We start from the raw sequence: 17,010 nt of genomic DNA on the forward strand, positions 1-17,010 counted from the left end.
GCGCTGACGCTCAACCCTGTGTTCCCTGCTCGCCGAGGGCCGCCAGCCACTGCTCCGCGTGGGGCCGGGTGCCCCAGGGCCCAGCGGCGTGGGAGAAGAGGTCCGAGACGTTCGCGGCGATTCGCGCTGGGACACCCTCGACGAACTCGGCCGGGTCGCCCGGCCGCAGGTGCGGGGATCCGGCCAGCACCCGGACGACCAGCAACGCCAGCTTGTAACGATCGCTGTCCAGATCCGCCGTCTCAGCGAAGCCCAGCGGGTCGTGCCACTCCGGCGTCGCCAGGCGAGCCCGGCCCTGGCGTGTCCCGGCCAGGCGTATGCCGTCACAGTCCAGCAGGTAGACGCCGGCCGGCCTTGCGGACCAAAGAATGCTGTACGCGGACACGTCCCCGACCACGAGCGAGTGCGAATGCAGCAGTCGGAACAGTGCCGTGATCCGGCGGACGATCTCGACCCGTTCACCGGCTCCCGGCGGTGTCTCGGACTCTCCCTCGGTGGTCCTGCGGTCGTACAGCAGATGGTTCAGTTCGCGTACACGCACCGACTCGGAGCCGCGTGGCCCGATCCTGCGGTAGAACCGCTCGGGAGCGCGCGGCATCACGACACCCGTGATCCGGTCTCCGTCCAACACCCGCGCCACCGGCCAGGCTGTCTGGCTCAGCAGCAGTTCTCTCTCGCTCTCCGGGAGAGTGGCGGGAAACGACACCACCTTGGCGACGGCATCGGGATCGGTCTCGGCGATCCGGCCTCGGTACTCCTTGTAGAGAAGCCCTTCACCCGACGTGGTCATGGAGTAGAGCGTGCTCGTCCCACCGACGCCCTGCGGCGAGCCCAGGTCGAGATCCCTCAACTGCACATCGGTTTCCGGCTTGTCGGCCGCCGTGTCCGGCCGCCGCGGCATCAGCCAATGCGCCTGCGGCCCGTGTGCGGACATCACTCTTGCGAGCGCACGCACGTCCTGTCTGGCCAGGAGCTTGAACGTGGTGGATTCCCCGCCCTGGTCCAAACGGCCGCCTCGCTCGGAGGCCGCGATATGCCAGGACGGGGCATGATCGAAAGTCGGCGCCGCCCCGGTCGAGATCATGGTGAGCTGCACGCCCAGCAAAGGCCCCCGCTCCACGACCTGCCGGATCACATCCTGGACCCCCGGCTTCACCGCGATGAGCTCGTCGAACGCGTTCACCAGCACGAAGAGGGCCGGCAACGGAGGGATCGGCGCGCCCCGCGCCACCGACGACTGGTAGTGATGCCAGGCGGCCGACCGCACCTCGTCGAGGAGGGACTGGCGCCGGTCCAGCTCACGGATGAGCGCCTCTCCCAGCCGGTCGGCGAGTGAGGGCTCACCCGCGATGTTGACGACCGCCTCTGCGACATGCGGCACCTCCTCAAGGCCGCCGGTGAACGTGGTCCCCGCCGAGTGATCCGCCAGCAGAAAGGTGACCTGCGTGGGCGGATGGGTGAGGGCCAGCTCCGTGACGAACGTCCGGGCGACCTCCGACCGGCCGGACCTCCGCCGATCGATGATCAGGCCGTTCCCGGGAACGAAGCCGTCCATGACGTCGAGCTTGACCAGCCCTTCGTCGTTGGTGCCGAGCGTGATCGGCCGCCACTCGTCCAGACTCCCTGTCCAGAGCCCATCGGACGTCGGCGAGTCGAAGGCGATCGTGGTGTGAACCCGTCCCCGCAGCTGCGGGCGTTCGCGGAGGAAGCTCGCCACCCTGCCCTGATCACCACCGATGACGATCAGGGCCTCGGTGCCGGCGGAGCTGATCATCCGCACTAGATCGTCGTCGGCATGGCTGGTGAAGGTGCCGGTCGGCTGGCCGCCACAGTGGAGGTAGAGGACGCAGCTCTGGGCTCTCGCCTCCCTGAACCTCCGAGGGAGGTTGGGGCTCCACCGGTCCGTCGTGATGACCTGTGGCGTCCGGATCCAGCCGAGCGATGCGAGTGCCTTCGCCAACTGCGCGGCGGCGGAGAGTTTGCCACTTCCGGCCGGGCCGGTGAAGGCCAGGGTCTTCAAGTCGTTCGACGACGCCGCGGCACGTTCGGATGCTTCGTCCGTGACGAAGCTCTGCAGTTTTTCGCGAACAGCGGATTGTGAAACGCCCTTGTCCAGCTCGGCCAGGGCGCTCTCCAGGCGTGCGATTTCCGGGAAGCGGGCGGCGGCGTGGCGTTCGCCGAGATGGTCGCCGTTGCCGGAGCCTGTGGTGGTGCCGGCGGCGATCTGGGGCGCTTGGACGTGTGGTGCGCCGGGCGGCGGGACTCCTTGGGTGGTCTGGGGCGGGGTGCGGTCCAGGAGGGTTTTGGCTTCTGGGCTGATGAGGGCGAAGGGGCGGTCGGGGAGGGCCTGGTCGCCTTGGGCGGAGGGGAGGAGGGCGCGGAAGGTCTCGGTGGCTGAGCCTGCGCGGCGTTCTATCTCGGCGGAGATGTGTTCGAGGACGTGGCGGGTGTGCCAGGCCTCGGGGCGCGGGAGGCTGGCGAGGAGGGCTTCACGGGCGCCGGGGACGAACTCGTACTGGCCGATGGAGTGGTCAACAGGGCGTAGAAGGCCGCTCAGGAGGACCTCGGCCAGCTGGCCGGGGCCGGATTCGCCCAGGACGCGGTGCTGGATGAGGCGCATCACCGGCAGGGACGGGATGGACACCGCGACATGGGCGGCCAGCTCGGCGGCTTCGGGGGAGGCGGTCACCAGGAAGCGGCGGACACGTTCCTCAGGGGGCAGTTCGCGTTCGCGGTGGACGGGCGCGGCGGTCGTGGCGGTGGGGGTCGCGACGGCGGTGGGTTGGGGGCCTGCGCCCGCGACCAGGTTCGCCCAGCCGGAGAGCCAGCGGGGTGCGATTTCCAGGACGGGGATCGGTAGGCCGTCGGGAGCCTCGCCGTCGTACGGGGTGAAGTCCAATTCGGTGTTGGGCGCGCCGGGGCGGTGGAGTGAGGCAAGTCCAGGGGTGGCGGGGGCAGCGGTGCGGCGCCATAGGCGTTCGGGGAGTGGTTGCAGGATCGCCGTCGGCCCGGTCTGCGCCCAGCGGCGAAGAGCGTGTGGGGCGCGGCCGTTCCACCAGTGCGGGCCGGAGCAGTCGCTGAGTACGAGGGTTGTGTGGCGTCCGGCGGGGTCTAGGAGCGTGGTGGGAGAACGGGCGGGAGCGGTGGGGGAGGACGAGATGCCGCCCGACTCGTTCAGGTAGATCAGGTGTACGTCGCGGAAGGCGCCTTGGCGGAGGATCGTTTCGGCGAGCTCGCGGCCGAGAGGGCGCCACAGCCGCATCGAGGGGCCGGTGTCCACGACCAGGTTGAGGGAGAGCCAGCGTTCGGGCGACGGGGTCAGGACGGGCACCCAGAGGGCGGTGTCGGCGATGCGGGCAGCGGTCGCGTCCTCGTCCAGCTCGGTGCGGAGGGGAGATGCGACGCGGCGTTTGAGGGGACGGAGCGCACGCTGGACCGCCAGGGGGCTGGTCAACATCGGCGCGGTCGGGACGAGGATCTCCGTGGCGTCGCTGCCCGTACGGGGTTCGGGAGGGCGCGGGTGGAGCGCGGCCGGGTGGCCGGTGGTGGGTGCCTGGGCCTGACGTTCGGGAGGCGCAGGAGTCCCGGCGCTGTCCTTGATGGCCGAAAGGTCGTCGCGGGTCGTGGCAGGCTCGGCGGGTGCTTCGGCGGCCTGGGCGGGCGTGGTGTGGCAGGCGAGCCACAGGATCTCGCTCAGCTCGCGTGCGTCCGCGGGTGAGCCGAGCGAGTCCAGGGCTTGGTGGAGTTCTTCAATCCTCATCGGGGCCGGCGGACAGGTACGGCGTGATGCGGTCGGCGAGGTCGTGGCGGTCGGCCGCGTCGGAGTAGCGGCACAGGTAGACGGCGTTCAGCAGCTGGTCGGTGGCGAGCGTGCCCTGCTTGGCCCGTTCGAAGAACTGGCCGATGAGGTCGTCGCTCTGGTCCGCCAGGTCGCCCAGGTGCTCGCGGACGATGGCGGCGAGCTCGACCTGGTCGGCGGGCTGGCTCAGCTTGACCGTGATGCACCGGCGCAGGAACGCGGGAGGGAACTCGCGTTCACCGTTGCTGGTCATCACGACGAGGGGGAACGCGCTGCAGCGGACGGTACCGCCGGTCACGGTGACGCGGTCGGCGGCCGAGCCGTCGGCGGTCATCACCTCGGCGGTGGGCTCGGCGCGGCGGGCGAGTTCGGGGATCTCGTACTCGCCCTTCTCGAAAATGGTGAGCAGGTCGTTGGGCAGGTCGATGTCGCTCTTGTCGATCTCGTCGATGAGCAGGACTCGCGGCCGCGCGTAGGGGAGGAGCGCGGTGCCGAGGGGGCCGAGGCGGATGTAGCGGCCGATGTCGTCGGGCGCAGGCTCGCCGCCGTTCACGGCGCCCTCGCGGCCCGCAGCGTACAGGCGGGTGAGGGGGTCGTACTGGTAGAGCCCGTCGCGGAGGGTGACGCGGCTGGTGATCGGCCAGTGCAGGACCGAGCCGAGCCCGAGTTCGTGCGCCACCGCGTACGCGAGGGTGGACTTGCCGGTGCCGGGCGGGCCCGTGACGAGGAGCGGGCGGCGCAGGTAGAGCGCCGCGTTCACCTGCTGCACGGCGTCGTCCGACGGGCGGTACGTGGTCGCCTGGTGGCGGCCGGCGGGTCCCGCGGGGGGGATGTTCAGCGTCGGCCCGCCGTCGAACGAACGCCACGGCGGGGGTGGCGGGAGGCGGTCGATGCCGTCGTGCGGCTCGCGGGTCCCGCGGTACAGCAGCCAGTCGGGCACCTCAGACCTCCATCGCGAGGGGTGGATCGGGGAGACGGGACGGGTCGTCCCACAGCAGGGTGAGCTCACGGCCGCAGTGCGGCTCGTGGGCGGGCGCGACGAGGGCCTGCTTGCGCAGCTCCATCACCCGCGCCGGCAGGTGGTCGGGGTGGCGGCCGGCGAGCGCGTCGGCGAGGTCGTCGAGCTGGTGCCGGCCGGTGCAGCCGCCGGCGCAGCGGGTACGGGGCCACGCCATGACGGGGATGCCGGTGTTGAGCGCGGCGGTGACCCACGCCTTCGCCGGACGCGCCCCGTACACAAGGACGCAGACGTCGGTGTTGGCCATCAGCCAGTTCTGGAACGCGCTCTTGGCGCGCGGTCTGCCGCAGTCGACCCGTTCAGGTTCGCTGCTGCCGCGCTCGCGCAGGACGCGCCAGCGGCGATGGGCCTGGTCGCGGCGGATCGAGTCGGGGCGCAGGCGCTCGACGTCCCGCACGACGACCGGATACATGCCCATGGGCAGCTGGTGCTCGCGTTCGACGTACCACTCCTCGAAGGGTTTGCCGAGCCACGACTCCGGCACCGCGAACTCGATCATCCAGTCGGTCCGGCCCACCATCGCGCCGCGCGCCTTGGCCAGGCCGGTCTCCGCCGCCTGCCGTACGGAGCGTTCCGGGACCCGGACGGTCTCCTGCCGGGCGCCTTCCGCGCCGTCGATCCAGGTGTGCACGGTCACGTCGTAGGCGTTGTCGTGCGTCACGCGTTCCAAGCGGACGATCACCGAGGCGGTGCCGTCTTCGCTGGTGCCGTCTTCGGTGGTGCCGGCGCGGAGGGTGGGAAGGTGCGTCCGTGACCAGCCGGCCAGATCCCGGTCGGGCAGGTGGCGCCGGAGCACGGCGATCCAGCGGGCCAGCCGGTCAGGGTCGTCCGGCCAGCCCTCGGCCACGCTCCGGACCGAATCCCACACCGACCGGAACCTGGGCCGCCCCGGAATGGGGCCGGCGGCCTCGGCGACGAGCTCGGCGAGGGGCGCGGCGGTGGCGGCGCCGGTCAGCAGGCGCCGCAGGGAACGCCGCGCGGGGGGCGTCAGCCAGGTCAGGGGCAGGTGGTCGTCGAGCTCCTCCCAGTAGCGGCGGATGGCGGCGAGCGGCAACATCCGGCCCACCGCGCCGTCCGTGCCGCGCAGGTCGGAGTCGGTGATCATCCCGACGACCTCGCGCGTGTACGGGTCGTACACGGCCGCGCCGCTGTAGCCCTCCAGGATCTGGTCGCCGGGCTCTGCCTTGAGCTGCCACCACTCCTGCCGCTGCATCATCGACGGCCCAGTGGTGACGGTGATGTGCCGCTCGTACGGCTCACGCGGATTGGGAAAGCCGTACGTCCCGAGCACGCGCTGCCCGCCGCCGTACGGGGTGGTGCCGTGGGGCGCCTGCGGGGCCGGCCGGGTCAGGATGTCGGGGGCGGCGAGCCGGGCGCGGGTGAACGTGACCGGGCTGCTGAGCTCGAGCACCGCCACGTCGCCTTCGTCGCCCGCCCTCTGCCAGTCGCCGCACGGCACGACCTTGGCCGGCAGGGGGCCGGTCAGCCCGGGGAAGCCGACCCAGGTGCCGCTGCGACCGTTCACCGCATGGGCGCACGTCAGCAGCGTGGTGGGGGTGATCAGGAACGCCGACGCGCGGGGCTCTCCGGAGGCCTCGCCCACCCAGGCCCGCCACTGCCAGTCGTGCACGGCGCGGTCAGCCTTCCTCCTCGTTCGACGCCTGGCCGGCGCCGTTCGGACCGCCCCAGGTGAGCTTCACCTTGAGGTGGCCCTCGCCGGCGGTCTTGGCGATGACCGCGCCCGCCGAGGCGTTGAGCTTCACCCCGAACTCCAGCTCGATCATGTCCGGGTTGAGCTTGCCGTCGCGGATGCTGCGGAGCGCGGACTCGGCGGCGCCGCGCACGTGGTCGAGGGCGGATTCCAGCCGTTCGGCGGCATCGATGATGAACCCGTGGTCGGGGCGCGACACCGACTGGAATCCCGGCTCCCGGGTGTCGACCTCGACGATCACCGGCCCCTGGTCGGTCTGCCATCGCACGAGCTCGTCCACGCGCACCCCGTTCCCCGCCGCACCATCGCCCTGTTCTTTTGTCCCGCAATCTACCAAGATCGTCAATTCTGTACGGGGTGGATGGCCATAATGGGGGATGGTCACCGTTGAGGACGTGCGGCGACTGGCGTTGACCTTGCCCCGCACGTCGGAACACCTCATCAGGGACTGCGTGAAGTTCCGGGTCGGGCAGATCGTCTATGTCGCGTTCTCGCCGGACGAGACGATCATGGGCTTCGCGTTCCCGAAGGAGGAACGCGCCGCGCTCATCGAGTCCGAGCCCACGAAGTTCCATCTGCCGCGCGTCTCTGATCAGCGCTTCAACTGGGTGAACGCCTGGACGGCCGAGCTGGACGAGCCCGAGATGCGCGAGCTCGTCATCGACGCCTGGCGCATGGTCGTCCCCAAGAAGGTCGCCGCCGCCCGCCTCGGCCTGTAGCCGCGCACTCTCGGTTGGCAAGGGCCGTGACCTGCTGGTTCGCAGGTTCCTTGGTCGGCGTCTGCCTCAGCTGAAGTTTTTTTGAGAATTCGCTGCTGTGGCGATGAGTTCTCGGTGGAAGCGTGGTCTACCTCTGTGAGAGCACGACAACGAACCGGCGAGGCTCTGCGGAGGGCTCTCGACGAGCCGGAACCACCGCGATTTTCCTGGAAATCCGACGGCTCGGGCTATGGAACAAAGTATTCCGTTCTGATAGGCTCAGAGTAGAGCCGAACAAGGAAGAAGGCCCGCGATGTCGACCACGATGAGCGTCTCCGAACTGGCCCAGATCCTCTTCACCACCCCGCTCCAGGCGTCCGCCACCCCCTCTTCCGGGCAGGTCCGCGCCGCCATCGAGACGCGACTGGCCCAGTGCGGCAACGACTGCGCCACCTGCCTGGCCCGCGTCGCCCAGGAGGCGGGCGACCACCCCGAGGCCTACGCCGCCCGTATGCGCTGGGCGCTTGACGCGGTCGAGACCGCCTACTTCCGCCTCGCGGTCGCCGCGTGACCATCGGCCCCGCACGTGTCAACGGCCCGGCACCGGTTAAGGAGAAACACCATGAACTCGCACCTCAAGGAAGAGATCGTCCCCCGTTCGCTCAAGCAGCTGCTGGCCGCAGCCGATCCTGGAATCCCCGAACGCCGCCGACGGCCCCGCAACGTCATGACCCTGCGCCGCGTCACGTGACAGACTCCGCACCCCGACCTCCACCTGAGGCCGTACCGAAGAAGATCGGTACGGCCTCCTTTGCTTTCCAGGCTCAGGCAATGGATAACTAGATCAGCGCTCGGACCGTGCAGACAGAATCGGCGTGCAGACAGAAGGGGTCGCCTTGTCCGCTCCGTACGACCCGTACAGCAGGCCGCCGCAACAACCGCACACGTCCCAGTCAGGCGGCACCAACGGAATGGCGCTCACGTCCCTGGTGCTCGGTGTGCTGTGGCTGTGCTGGCTCGGCAGCATCGGCGCCATCATCACCGGAATCGTCGCCCTCTCCCAGACCAGGCGCACGGGGCAGCCGGGCCGTGGCCTCGCCGTCGCCGGCATCGTCCTGGGCGCCATCGGCGTGCTGACCGGCATCGCCGTAGGGGTGATCGTCGGGTTGGCGGGCTACGAGGTCCAGAAGAAGAAGTCGGTGAGCGTCGTGCTGGAGGGCACCGCCACCGGCGGCGCCAAGGAGGCGAGCATCGCTCACTCGACCGGCTCGATCGACAAGATGGAGGCCGCCGTCGTGGCGGTGCCGTGGCAGAAGCGGTTCACCAAGGAGCTCAGCGGACTCGACGTCGTCGTCATGAACGTCACCAACATCGGCAGCACCGGATCGGTCACCTGCCGGATCACGGTCGACGGCAAGGTCGTCAGCACCGACACCGCCACCGGCTCGGGGAGCGCCAGCTGCACCTACGACCGCCTGGCCGGCTGACCGTCAACGCCCTCGCTCAGGGGAGCAGCCGCGGAAAACCTCGGGTGCAGCGCACGGCCGCCCTGACCGCGGTGCCGTCCTCTCGCCCGAAGACGACCGACGCCTCCGGGGCGGGGCCGTCCTGCACGAGATAACCGCGGTAACCGATGGCCGGGCTCCAGTCGGTGAGGACGGCCTGGTCCCGGCCGGCGCACAACGCGAGGAGCCGCCCACCCGGGCTCGTGAACACCCGAGGCTCGCCCGTGCCCGCGACGGAGCTCTCGGGGCGGGGCGTGAGCGCCGGCTCCGTGGCGAGGCGCTGCCGGATCTCCTCCCCGGACATCGGCTGGACGACGCTGCCCGTCAGCACCCATACGGTGATCTGCACGGCGGCCAGTCCCACCGCGACCATGAGCACGGCGATGGCGAGCCAGATGCCGACCAGGGTGGCGGTACGTGCGGTCACGCGAGCCAGGGTGGCATCCCGGCGGTCAGGCCCAGGTCAAGCCACGGCGATGAAAGTGCAGGTCAGTTAGGGTAGCGGCCGTGACGCTCACGACCATCCGGCGGCAGTTGACGTTCCTGGTCGTCGCGATCATCCTGCTGATCCTCATCGCGTTCTTCCTGCCGCTGGTGGCGACGGTGCGTTCGATCTCCGCCGACGACAGGATCACGCAGGCGGCGGTCGAGGCCGAGTCCATCGTGCCGCTCCTCATGCGCGAGGATCCCGAGACGGTCGCGCTCTCCCTCCAGAGCCTCGCCGCGGGGGACTCTGACACCTTCTCCGTCTTCCTGCCGAGCGGCCGGGTGCTCGGCGATCCCGCCGCACGGACCGACGCGGTACGGCTCGCCGAACGCGGCCACAGCCTGGTCGCCGAGGTGCCGGGCGGTCGCGAGGTGCTGCTGTCGGTCGTCGGCCGGCAGGACGGGCCGATCGTCGTCCGCGCGTTCGTGAGCGACGCCGTCATGTACGAGGGCGTGACCGAGGCGCTGGCCACGCTCGCGCTGCTGGGCCTGCTCCTCCTGCTGATCGGTGTACTCGTCACGTTCCTCCTCGCCACTCGCCTCACCCGGCCGCTGCGGGAGCTGGCGGACGTGTCCCGCCGCCTCGGCCGCGGCGACCTGGCCGCGCGGGCCCGCGGCGGAGGCGCGGCCGAGCTCGTCGAGGTGGCCGCCGCGCTCAACTACCTGGCGCGCCGGATCTCCGAACTGGTCAAGGGCGAACGCGAACGCATCGCCGACCTCTCGCACCGGCTCCGCACGCCCCTCACCGCCCTGCGCCTCGAAGCCGACATGCTCGGAGACCCGGCGGAACGCGCCAAGGTGAACCGCACCATCGACCAGGTCGAGAGCACCGTCACCGACGCCATCAAGACCGTCCGCGGCGGCGACTCCGGACCCGGGGCCTGCGACGCCGCGACAGTGATCGCCGAGCGCATGGAGTTCTGGACCGTTCTCGCCACCGAACAGGGCCGCTCGATCGGAGGCGACATCTCCAACGGCCCCCTCCTGGTCGCCGCGTCCAGCGCCGAACTCTCCGACGCGTTCGACGTCCTGATCTCCAACATCTTCAGCCACACGCCCGACGGCACGGACTTCTCGGTCACGCTGACCCCGCGACCCAATGGCGGCGCGGTGCTGGAGGTTGCCGACGACGGCCCCGGCTTCGCCGACACCCGCGTCCGGCGCGGCCGCAGCGGCGGCGGCTCATCCGGGCTCGGCCTCGACATCGTCCGCCGGGTCACCGAAGTCTCCGGCGGCCGCCTCATCCTGGACGCCGCCCCATCCGGAGGCGCCCTCGTCCGCGCCGAACTAGGCCCGCCCTAATACGACACGTACGGGGCCTCACGAACATACGCGTCATCCTGCAACTGCTTGAGCAGGAAGTCGGCCGCGTCAGCCCTGGAGAGCTTCCCCTTGATGATCGTGGTCACCCCGGTCCCGTGCTTGTAGGCCCCGGTGCGTTCCCCCTTGGTCAACGCACCCGGCCGTACGAGCGTCCAGTCCAGCCCGCTCTGCCGCACGTACTCCTCCTGCCGCGCGGTGTCCGCGAACGCCGACCGCAGAATCAGCGGCACCAGCACATACTTGTACTGGAACGGAAGCATCTCAGCGCTGTCGCCCATGCCGATGGTCGACTGAACCACGAGCCGCCGTACCCCGGCCTTCTCCATGGCGCCGATGATGTTCCGCGTGCCCTCGGACCGCGCCGTCCCCGTCTTCCACGCCGACGCCCCCAACACGCACACGACGGCGTCCTGCCCCTCCACGGCCCGTTCGACCGACTCATAGTCCATGACATCGCCCTGCGCGACCTTGAGCCGCTCATGCTCCACGCCCAGTTTTGCCGGATCACGCACGAACGCGGTGACCTCATGCCCCCGTTCCAGAGCCTGCTCGACAACGTGCCGCCCCGTACCGCCCGTCGCCCCGAAAACCAGAATCTTCATCGTGCCCGCTCCTCTGCTGAGCCGATCGATGAAGCGGCATGCCTCCACCTAAAGGCGACGCTCCCCCCGCCCACCACCCCCGTCAACCCCCAAGCCGAAGCGCCTCAGTCCCAGAAGACTCTGATCTTGGGCAGGCTCACGTCCGTCCTCGGGCCGACCGACGCCAGGGAGATCTTGGTGTTGTCCCTCTCGGCCTCCATGAGGCGGGGCGGGTCTGCGGGCGATATCAGGTAATGGCCTGGGGGCAGCTCGTCGGTGCCCGGCATCTTGAAGCTCCGGGTGTCGGTCCATGAGCTGATGAAGGCGCATTCTCCGGGCACGTAGGGCTGGGATTCGCCCGTTGTCTTTGACGTGGTGGTAACGAACGTTCCTGTGCGGTTCGGCTGCCTTGCGCTGCCGGACTTGGCGGTCCGGTAGAACCACACCTGGCCCTGGCCCTCCTTTACTGCCGTGGGGCTTTGACCGAGTGAGTAGTTGTAGCCGCTGTTGAGATCCCGGCGCCTGGCTTTCTCGCCGAAACACTGACGCGTTCCACCTGGGAGGTACTTCACCCCTTGCGGAGTCCTTGCCTGGAACCGGGTGGTGACGTGCACCTGAGTCCCGGGTTTGACCCGCCCGGGCGACACCGTGATGTCCAGCTTCATGTACGGAGATTCGGAAGCCGGCATGTTCGGCTGGTTCAGCAGCACACCGGGGTTTGTGAAGTAGGCGCGGATGGAACCACGGGACTCGCCGCCGACCGTCGGGCCGGAAGGCCAGAGCACCATGGCGATGACGATCGCGCCGGTGACCGCGGTTCCGGCCCCGGCGACGCCCTTCACACCGCCGACCTTGCCGATGACACCGCTGCCTCCAGCCGCGTGGCCGGCCCCGGTGGTCGTCTGCGCAGCGGTCGTACCCGCGACGGTGTTGGCGGCATTGGCTGCCGTGGTCCCTGTCGCGACCGCACCGCCACTGACCGCACCGCCACCGACCGCACCGCCGCCTAGCAATGTCAGAGGGAACGCCGCTGTGAACAAGGCCACCGCTGTGCCGAGGGCGTACCAGCCCCGTTGTTCCCAGTCGGAGCCATATGCGGCCGTGGCGATGGCCTCAAGTCTGTGAACGAACTCGCTAGCGTTCTGGAAGCGCTGGCCCGGATCCTTGGCCATCCCACGAAGGACTAGCGGACGTAGTGGTTCTGGAAGCACGTCCAGCGGAACGGTGCCAAAGGTGTGCTCGGCCTGCCACGCCTCAGTGGTGCCAGCCTGGAAGGGCCGCCCACCCACGACGCACTCGAAGAAGACGCACGTAGCCGCATAGATGTCGGTCGCCGCGGTCGCCGGCGCGCCTTGCCATTGCTCCGGTGACATGTAGGCCGGCGTCCCCACGATGCTGCCCTGGCCGGCGAGGACGGCGACCCCAAAGTCGATCAGCTTGCTCTGCCCGTTGTCCTGCACCATGACGTTCGTGGGCTTGTAGTCGCGGTGGACCACGCCGACCGAGTGTGCGGCGGCCAGCCCGAGCAGCGAACCCTTCAGCACCGTCAGAGCGGCCTCAGGTGCGAGGGCAACGCGTTCATCAAGCAGCCTGCGAAGCGACTGCCCGTGCACCGCCTCCATGATGATCGCAGCGCCGTCCGCGGTCTCCGTGAAGCCGCGCAGACGCGCCACGTGCGGGTCGGCGAGGCGGGAGAGCATCTCCGCCTCACCGCGGAACGTGGCGCGAGCCTGGGCGTTACCCAGCAGCTCCGCGGCCAGGTACTTGATCGCAACGACATCTCCGGACGCCACCTGCCGAGCCAGAACGACGCGTCCCTGAGCCCCCGCGCCCAACTCCTGCAGCTCGGCATAGCCAGGTATCCGCCAGCCTGTCTCGAACCCGTGCGATGTCATCGCGGCCTGACTTAGCCAATTTTCTGTAGCTGGCGGGTGAGCAATTCCGTCGCTCGTTGAGCGATCGGGTCGCCAGACTTCTTGGGCTCTGTCCGCTCCCAATAAAGAGTGGCAGTGACGACATTGCCACGATGCGCGTAGTCGTAGATGAAGTAGTAGACATTGAACTTGGTCTGTGACGGCGGTTCGACGTGTTGCTCAAATCCCCGAAGGTGCGCCCAGCCAGCGAGATTGCCTTCGGTGACCTTCCAGGTGTCGTCGTGCTCGAAAAGCGTGAAGTTCTCGTTCAGCCGTTTGGGAGGAACATGGCGCTTGGGGGGACATGACCGTGCTGCCTTCCGGAGCACCTCATATGCAGTGGCCGCCCCCTGCGCATCGGTATAGCGAGCGATAAGTTGGGCGTACTTGATCTCGCCCTTGCCTGAGATGGTATTGCTGAACTGGCGGACCGCAGCCCCATAACGGCCGGGCAGTCGAGTGCCGGAGAGCGAGCACATCGGGGCTTGCTTTTTCTGGAGAGAATCAAGCCCGATATCGATTTGGCGCATCTTGGCGCCTATCTCCTTTGGGGGGAGCAACGCTGCTCTCACTTGTTCTGCGGAGTAGACAGGTGGAGCCGAGGGTGCCGCTTTGCCAGCCGTAGGAGTGGACGACGGCTGCGATTGCTTATCGTCGCCACCGCAGCCAGTGAGAAGCAAGCTTGTAGCCGCGACAAGGGCCAACGGCCATCTGAGTCTCATCTGATTCGACAGATCGCTGCTCATTGCCGGGACTTGGTCTGAATCTCGTCGACAACAAATGGCTCGGGTATCGAGGGCATGGACAGGTCTGCGAGATCGCCTCCCGGTGCATCGCAGTCAGCACCCGCACACGTCCACCGCACACTCCAGGTGATGGTCGCTGACAGTTGGTAGACGCCGCCTGGCTGTCCGGCCGAGGAACGCTTGTAGACGTGGCTGCAGGAGTCGTCGTTCTTGCTGCCCGGCCCCAGGCAGGTCAGAGTGGTTTCGCCAAGCTGCCAGCTGACAGACTTCGGCGTTGCGATCGCCTGGATGGTCTGAGCCCCGACAACAATGGGCTCAGTCGCGACTTCGCGGAAACCTTCGACCCAGAGGCGGGTCTTGACCTCTACATAGGTCTTTCCATCCGGCGCTGTGTGCACGCGGGGGGTGGGAAGTTGGGCGGTCGACCTGGCCTGTTCGGCAAGATCTATCGTTGCTGGCGGGGGCGGTGGAGGAACGGCATTCCCGCCGCCTGCGCCGCCGCCCTCAGTTCCAGGCACAGTGGGGATTTCACCATCGCCACCAGCATCCCCACCGCCACCCCCGCCGCCGCTGCCTCCCGACCTGTTGCCGCCATCCTCCTCAGCGCAGCCGAGTGTGTCGTTGCCACCTTGACACGGATCCGCGCTTGCAGACGTGGGCGCGAAGAACGAGACGGTCAGGGCGGCGATACTCGTGAGCGCGGCCAGTGGAACCGAATACCGGAACCTATCCGATGGCATCGCTTGTCCCTCCGTGCGAGTCGCCGTTCGTCGCGGCGAGCATGGTCAGCATCTGCTGTCTCGTTTGGTGTTGGAGACCTTCCAGACGCCGGCGTCGAAGCTCACGGCGGTGCGGTAGCGGTACGCCGAGCCAGTGCCGCCGCCGGTGCGCTTGCCGGTCTTCGTCGAGAAGCGGTAACCGGCGAGGGTCCGCATGCAGTCGACGACGTACACGTTGAGCCCGTCCTTCGAGCGCGCGTAGACGCGTGGGTTGGAGATGTTGGTGAAGCGCCAGATGACGCCCTTCGCCCTGGTGCGTTCGACGTCCTCGGTGACGGTGGTGAGGAGCGGATCCATCGCGACGGTGGCGAGTTGCGCGGGGTCGTTCGTCTCGTACACCTGCTTGTAGACGCGTTGGTATTCGCGGTAGCGGTCGAGGACGAGTTTGTCGATCTGCTGGCGCGACATCGTGGGGGGTGGGGCGGCTTGCGGGGTGGAATCGGTGGCGGGGCGGGCGCCGGAGGGGGCGCCGTTGGGGTTGAAGTCGCCGCTGGAGGATCCGGTGCTGCCGCAGGCGGTCAGAGTCAGGAGGGCCGCGGCGGCTCCTGTCAGCGCGCGGCGGGACCCGGGAAGGGGGACGGAACGTACCAACCGGGCGTGCATCGCGTTACCTGATCAACCAGCCGACAACGGGGCGAGTACGGCTGGAAGCTTACAGAGGTCAATGTGGCGAGAAAAGAGATTCGTTGCGGAAAGGTTCTTACTCGTCAGGCTTGCGTGGCTCTGGGGATCTACCGGTCGGGGTTTGACCTCAAGCTTGGTCGAGGTGTCAGGGTGGCGGCATGACTGGGACGCAGGCGGCCGAGATTGCCGCGATCGAGGACGTTGTCGCGAGGCTTGAGCATGCTCAGGTGAACGAGTTGCCGGACGAGTTCGTGGCGTTGTTCAGGGAAGATGCGATCTGGACGACGGGGCATGGCAAGCGTTTGACCGGGCGGGATGAGATCTCGGCGTTCACGCGCAAGGTGCTCCCTGGGGCGATGAAGGACTCGACCGCCACGTACGAGGTGGTGGACGTGGTCTTCGTCCGTCCTGACGTGGCGGCCGTGAAGGTGCATGCTCGGCTCCTCACGCTTGATGGACAACTCATTGGGAACCCGGGGACTCCCTTGTATGTGATGTCCAAGGAAGACGGGCGCTGGATGTTGGTGGCCTGCCAGAACACCGAGGTGCTAGGCGAGTAGAAGGTGGAGGGCCAGGGCTGAGATGAGTGTGCTGGACGTCAGGGTGGTGATGAGCTGCCCACGGCGGCCGGTCAGGGCCCGGCCCAGGAGGGCGCCGCCGGCGGCGAGGATCAGCTGCCAGCTGGCGGAGGCGAGGAAGGCGGCGGTGACGAAGACGGCCTGTTCGAGGTGGCCCGTGGTCGTCCCGCCGCCCAGGACGAGGGCGGCGAAGTAGATCACGGTGGTGGGGTTCATCATCGTGATGCCGAGGAGAGTGAGGTACGCCCGTGAGGGGCTGACCGGGGTCTGTTCGATGTCGGCGGGTTTCTTGAACGCTTTGGCCGCGCCTCGTACCGCCAAGGCGATGAGGATGAGGGCCGAGCACCAGCGGAGAGGCTGGGTGATCGGCTGCAGTACGGGGATGAGCGCGGAGCCGCTCACTGCGGCGATGAGAGCGTAGAGGCCGTCCGCGGTGGCGACGCCGAGGGCGGCGAAGACGCCGACCTTCAGGGTCGTCCGGGCGGTGAGAGCCACCAGGTATGTCGCGACCGCTCCCACGGGCATGGCGATGCCATAGCCGGCGAGGAGCCCTGCGACCAGGGCGGCGATCACGTTCGGGAGAGCGTCGGCCTCCATGGTCCGCCGGGCTGCTGCTGGACGCGCACCGGGAGGGTGGTGGCGGTCAGCGGCGGCAGGGCGGAGAACGTGGTCATGGCGCCAGATCCTGGGGCAGACGCGGGAGTGACGGCAACTGATTTATGGCGTCAGCAGGCGCCCAGGCCCGGGCCGCGTGGTCCGGGCCGTTCGGCGAGGCTCGTTTCGTCCCAGAACCGGCCTGCGATGTCATCAGCCAGCCCGCAGCCGCATTCGGCGAAGTGACGGGTGCGGCTGGCGGCCCGGCGTATCAGGGCCGAAGCTCGTACGGCCGCGCACTCGCAGTGGTGCGCCACGGTGCCGCCGGTCACGGGGCTGATCGGGAGCGGGCCCGCGCCGGCGCAGTCGCACAGCGGTGACCCGCGCATCTCCAGTTCGTCGGCCAGCGCCGCCCGCTGGGCGTCGGTCACCGGAGCCGGATGAGGGTCCGCCGTCATGGCGTCATCGCCGCAAGGAGCACGCTCAATATCGTCCTGCCCGCGACCGCCATCGCGCAACGATTCGGGGCGACGATGTCAGCGGGGCGGCATGTGATGTCCGGTATATGTCGCGAACCTCCGCCGCGAGCTCGCGGACGTATCCGGCGTGCACCGCACCGCGTCGCGTTCCACTGCGCGACACGGTGCGGTTCGTC

Annotated in this window: 18 protein-coding genes; 6 read left to right on the plus strand and 12 right to left on the minus strand. The window is 68.8% G+C overall.

Features of this window, described 5'->3' with window-relative positions; all coding sequences use genetic code 11:
- Window positions 1-10: 10 nt before the first annotated feature.
- The 4 genes from F8566_RS41895 to F8566_RS41910 are packed head-to-tail and all read right to left on the minus strand — an operon-like array spanning window position 11 to window position 6,808.
- Window positions 11-3,760: an SAV_2336 N-terminal domain-related protein gene (locus F8566_RS41895; protein ID WP_151568591.1), complete on the minus strand. Its 3,750-nt coding sequence runs from the start codon at window positions 3,758-3,760 to the stop codon at window positions 11-13.
- Window positions 3,750-4,739, minus strand: coding sequence for an AAA family ATPase (locus F8566_RS41900; RefSeq protein WP_151568593.1), 990 nt, complete (start codon window positions 4,737-4,739; stop codon window positions 3,750-3,752). Before F8566_RS41900 ends, F8566_RS41895 begins: the two co-directional genes overlap by 11 nt.
- A gap of 1 nt (window position 4,740) precedes the next feature.
- Window positions 4,741-6,447, minus strand: a complete 1,707-nt coding sequence (locus F8566_RS41905; protein ID WP_151568595.1) for a VMAP-C domain-containing protein — start codon at window positions 6,445-6,447, stop codon at window positions 4,741-4,743.
- A 7-nt stretch (window positions 6,448-6,454) separates the two neighbouring features.
- Complete coding sequence (locus F8566_RS41910) at window positions 6,455-6,808, minus strand: CU044_2847 family protein (RefSeq protein WP_151568597.1); 354 nt, start codon at window positions 6,806-6,808, stop codon at window positions 6,455-6,457.
- A 97-nt stretch (window positions 6,809-6,905) separates the two neighbouring features.
- Here F8566_RS41910 and F8566_RS41915 point away from each other — a divergent pair, with 97 nt between their 5' ends.
- From F8566_RS41915 to F8566_RS41925, 4 genes are all read left to right on the plus strand, one after another.
- A complete protein-coding gene (locus tag F8566_RS41915) occupies window positions 6,906-7,247 on the plus strand; it encodes an MmcQ/YjbR family DNA-binding protein (protein ID WP_151568599.1) in 342 nt (113 codons plus the stop codon).
- Between the two features lie 292 nt (window positions 7,248-7,539).
- The gene (locus F8566_RS41920; protein ID WP_151568601.1) at window positions 7,540-7,797 is read left to right on the plus strand and encodes a hypothetical protein; all 258 of its coding nucleotides are present in this window, start codon (window positions 7,540-7,542) and stop codon (window positions 7,795-7,797) included.
- A gap of 51 nt (window positions 7,798-7,848) precedes the next feature.
- Window positions 7,849-7,977: a hypothetical protein gene (locus F8566_RS52485; RefSeq protein ID WP_264159532.1), complete on the plus strand. Its 129-nt coding sequence runs from the start codon at window positions 7,849-7,851 to the stop codon at window positions 7,975-7,977.
- Window positions 7,978-8,122: 145 nt separating this feature from the next.
- Window positions 8,123-8,713 carry a DUF4190 domain-containing protein gene (locus tag F8566_RS41925; protein WP_151568603.1) on the plus strand — a complete coding sequence of 197 codons (591 nt, stop codon included), beginning with the start codon at window positions 8,123-8,125 and terminating at the stop codon, window positions 8,711-8,713.
- Window positions 8,714-8,729: 16 nt separating this feature from the next.
- Here F8566_RS41925 and F8566_RS41930 read toward each other — a convergent pair whose 3' ends face one another.
- Complete coding sequence (locus F8566_RS41930) at window positions 8,730-9,158, minus strand: hypothetical protein (protein ID WP_151568605.1); 429 nt, start codon at window positions 9,156-9,158, stop codon at window positions 8,730-8,732.
- Window positions 9,159-9,238: 80 nt separating this feature from the next.
- Between F8566_RS41930 and F8566_RS41935 the strand changes: the two genes are divergently transcribed.
- Entirely contained in the window at window positions 9,239-10,519 is a 1,281-nt protein-coding gene (locus tag F8566_RS41935) for a sensor histidine kinase (RefSeq protein WP_225994011.1), read from the plus strand.
- On the opposite strand, the gene F8566_RS41940 is transcribed toward F8566_RS41935, so the two are convergent.
- The 5 genes from F8566_RS41940 to F8566_RS41965 form a co-directional block, all read right to left on the minus strand.
- Window positions 10,516-11,142 carry an NAD(P)-dependent oxidoreductase gene (locus tag F8566_RS41940; protein ID WP_151568607.1) on the minus strand — a complete coding sequence of 209 codons (627 nt, stop codon included), beginning with the start codon at window positions 11,140-11,142 and terminating at the stop codon, window positions 10,516-10,518. The genes F8566_RS41935 and F8566_RS41940 overlap by 4 nt on opposite strands.
- A 104-nt stretch (window positions 11,143-11,246) precedes the next feature.
- Window positions 11,247-13,016 (minus strand): serine/threonine-protein kinase, encoded by a 1,770-nt coding sequence (locus tag F8566_RS41945; RefSeq protein WP_151568609.1) that lies wholly within the window; start codon window positions 13,014-13,016, stop codon window positions 11,247-11,249.
- Window positions 13,017-13,027: 11 nt separating this feature from the next.
- Window positions 13,028-13,564, minus strand: coding sequence for a hypothetical protein (locus F8566_RS41950; RefSeq protein ID WP_151568611.1), 537 nt, complete (start codon window positions 13,562-13,564; stop codon window positions 13,028-13,030).
- A 212-nt stretch (window positions 13,565-13,776) separates the two neighbouring features.
- Window positions 13,777-14,178: a hypothetical protein gene (locus F8566_RS41955; protein ID WP_151568613.1), complete on the minus strand. Its 402-nt coding sequence runs from the start codon at window positions 14,176-14,178 to the stop codon at window positions 13,777-13,779.
- Window positions 14,179-14,565: 387 nt separating this feature from the next.
- Window positions 14,566-15,162 (minus strand): hypothetical protein, encoded by a 597-nt coding sequence (locus tag F8566_RS41965; RefSeq protein ID WP_151568617.1) that lies wholly within the window; start codon window positions 15,160-15,162, stop codon window positions 14,566-14,568.
- A 179-nt stretch (window positions 15,163-15,341) separates the two neighbouring features.
- Between F8566_RS41965 and F8566_RS41970 the strand changes: the two genes are divergently transcribed.
- Complete coding sequence (locus tag F8566_RS41970) at window positions 15,342-15,743, plus strand: SgcJ/EcaC family oxidoreductase (protein ID WP_151568619.1); 402 nt, start codon at window positions 15,342-15,344, stop codon at window positions 15,741-15,743.
- Here F8566_RS41970 and F8566_RS41975 read toward each other — a convergent pair.
- Both F8566_RS41975 and F8566_RS41980 read right to left on the minus strand, forming a co-directional pair.
- Window positions 15,732-16,358, minus strand: a complete 627-nt coding sequence (locus F8566_RS41975; protein ID WP_151568621.1) for a LysE/ArgO family amino acid transporter — start codon at window positions 16,356-16,358, stop codon at window positions 15,732-15,734. The genes F8566_RS41970 and F8566_RS41975 overlap by 12 nt on opposite strands.
- Window positions 16,359-16,486: 128 nt before the next feature.
- On the minus strand, window positions 16,487-16,813 hold the full coding sequence (locus F8566_RS41980) for a hypothetical protein (protein ID WP_151568623.1): 327 nt from the start codon (window positions 16,811-16,813) through the stop codon (window positions 16,487-16,489).
- Between the last annotated feature and the right edge of the window lie 197 nt (window positions 16,814-17,010).

Source organism: Actinomadura rudentiformis (assembly GCF_008923185.1).
Taxonomy (GTDB): Bacteria; Actinomycetota; Actinomycetes; order Streptosporangiales; family Streptosporangiaceae; genus Spirillospora; species Spirillospora rudentiformis.

Coding starts and splice junctions, on each gene's coding strand:
- F8566_RS41895 (WP_151568591.1), bottom strand. CDS start 3,760: ATGAGGATTGAAGAACTCCACCAAGCCCTGGACTCGCTCGGCTCACCC.
- F8566_RS41915 (WP_151568599.1), top strand. CDS start 6,906: ATGGTCACCGTTGAGGACGTGCGGCGACTGGCGTTGACCTTGCCCCGC.
- F8566_RS41920 (WP_151568601.1), top strand. CDS start 7,540: ATGTCGACCACGATGAGCGTCTCCGAACTGGCCCAGATCCTCTTCACC.
- F8566_RS52485 (WP_264159532.1), top strand. CDS start 7,849: ATGAACTCGCACCTCAAGGAAGAGATCGTCCCCCGTTCGCTCAAGCAG.
- F8566_RS41940 (WP_151568607.1), bottom strand. CDS start 11,142: ATGAAGATTCTGGTTTTCGGGGCGACGGGCGGTACGGGGCGGCACGTT.
- F8566_RS41945 (WP_151568609.1), bottom strand. CDS start 13,016: ATGACATCGCACGGGTTCGAGACAGGCTGGCGGATACCTGGCTATGCC.
- F8566_RS41950 (WP_151568611.1), bottom strand. CDS start 13,564: ATGCGCCAAATCGATATCGGGCTTGATTCTCTCCAGAAAAAGCAAGCC.
- F8566_RS41965 (WP_151568617.1), bottom strand. CDS start 15,162: ATGCACGCCCGGTTGGTACGTTCCGTCCCCCTTCCCGGGTCCCGCCGC.
- F8566_RS41970 (WP_151568619.1), top strand. CDS start 15,342: ATGACTGGGACGCAGGCGGCCGAGATTGCCGCGATCGAGGACGTTGTC.
- F8566_RS41975 (WP_151568621.1), bottom strand. CDS start 16,358: ATGGAGGCCGACGCTCTCCCGAACGTGATCGCCGCCCTGGTCGCAGGG.
- F8566_RS41980 (WP_151568623.1), bottom strand. CDS start 16,813: ATGACGGCGGACCCTCATCCGGCTCCGGTGACCGACGCCCAGCGGGCG.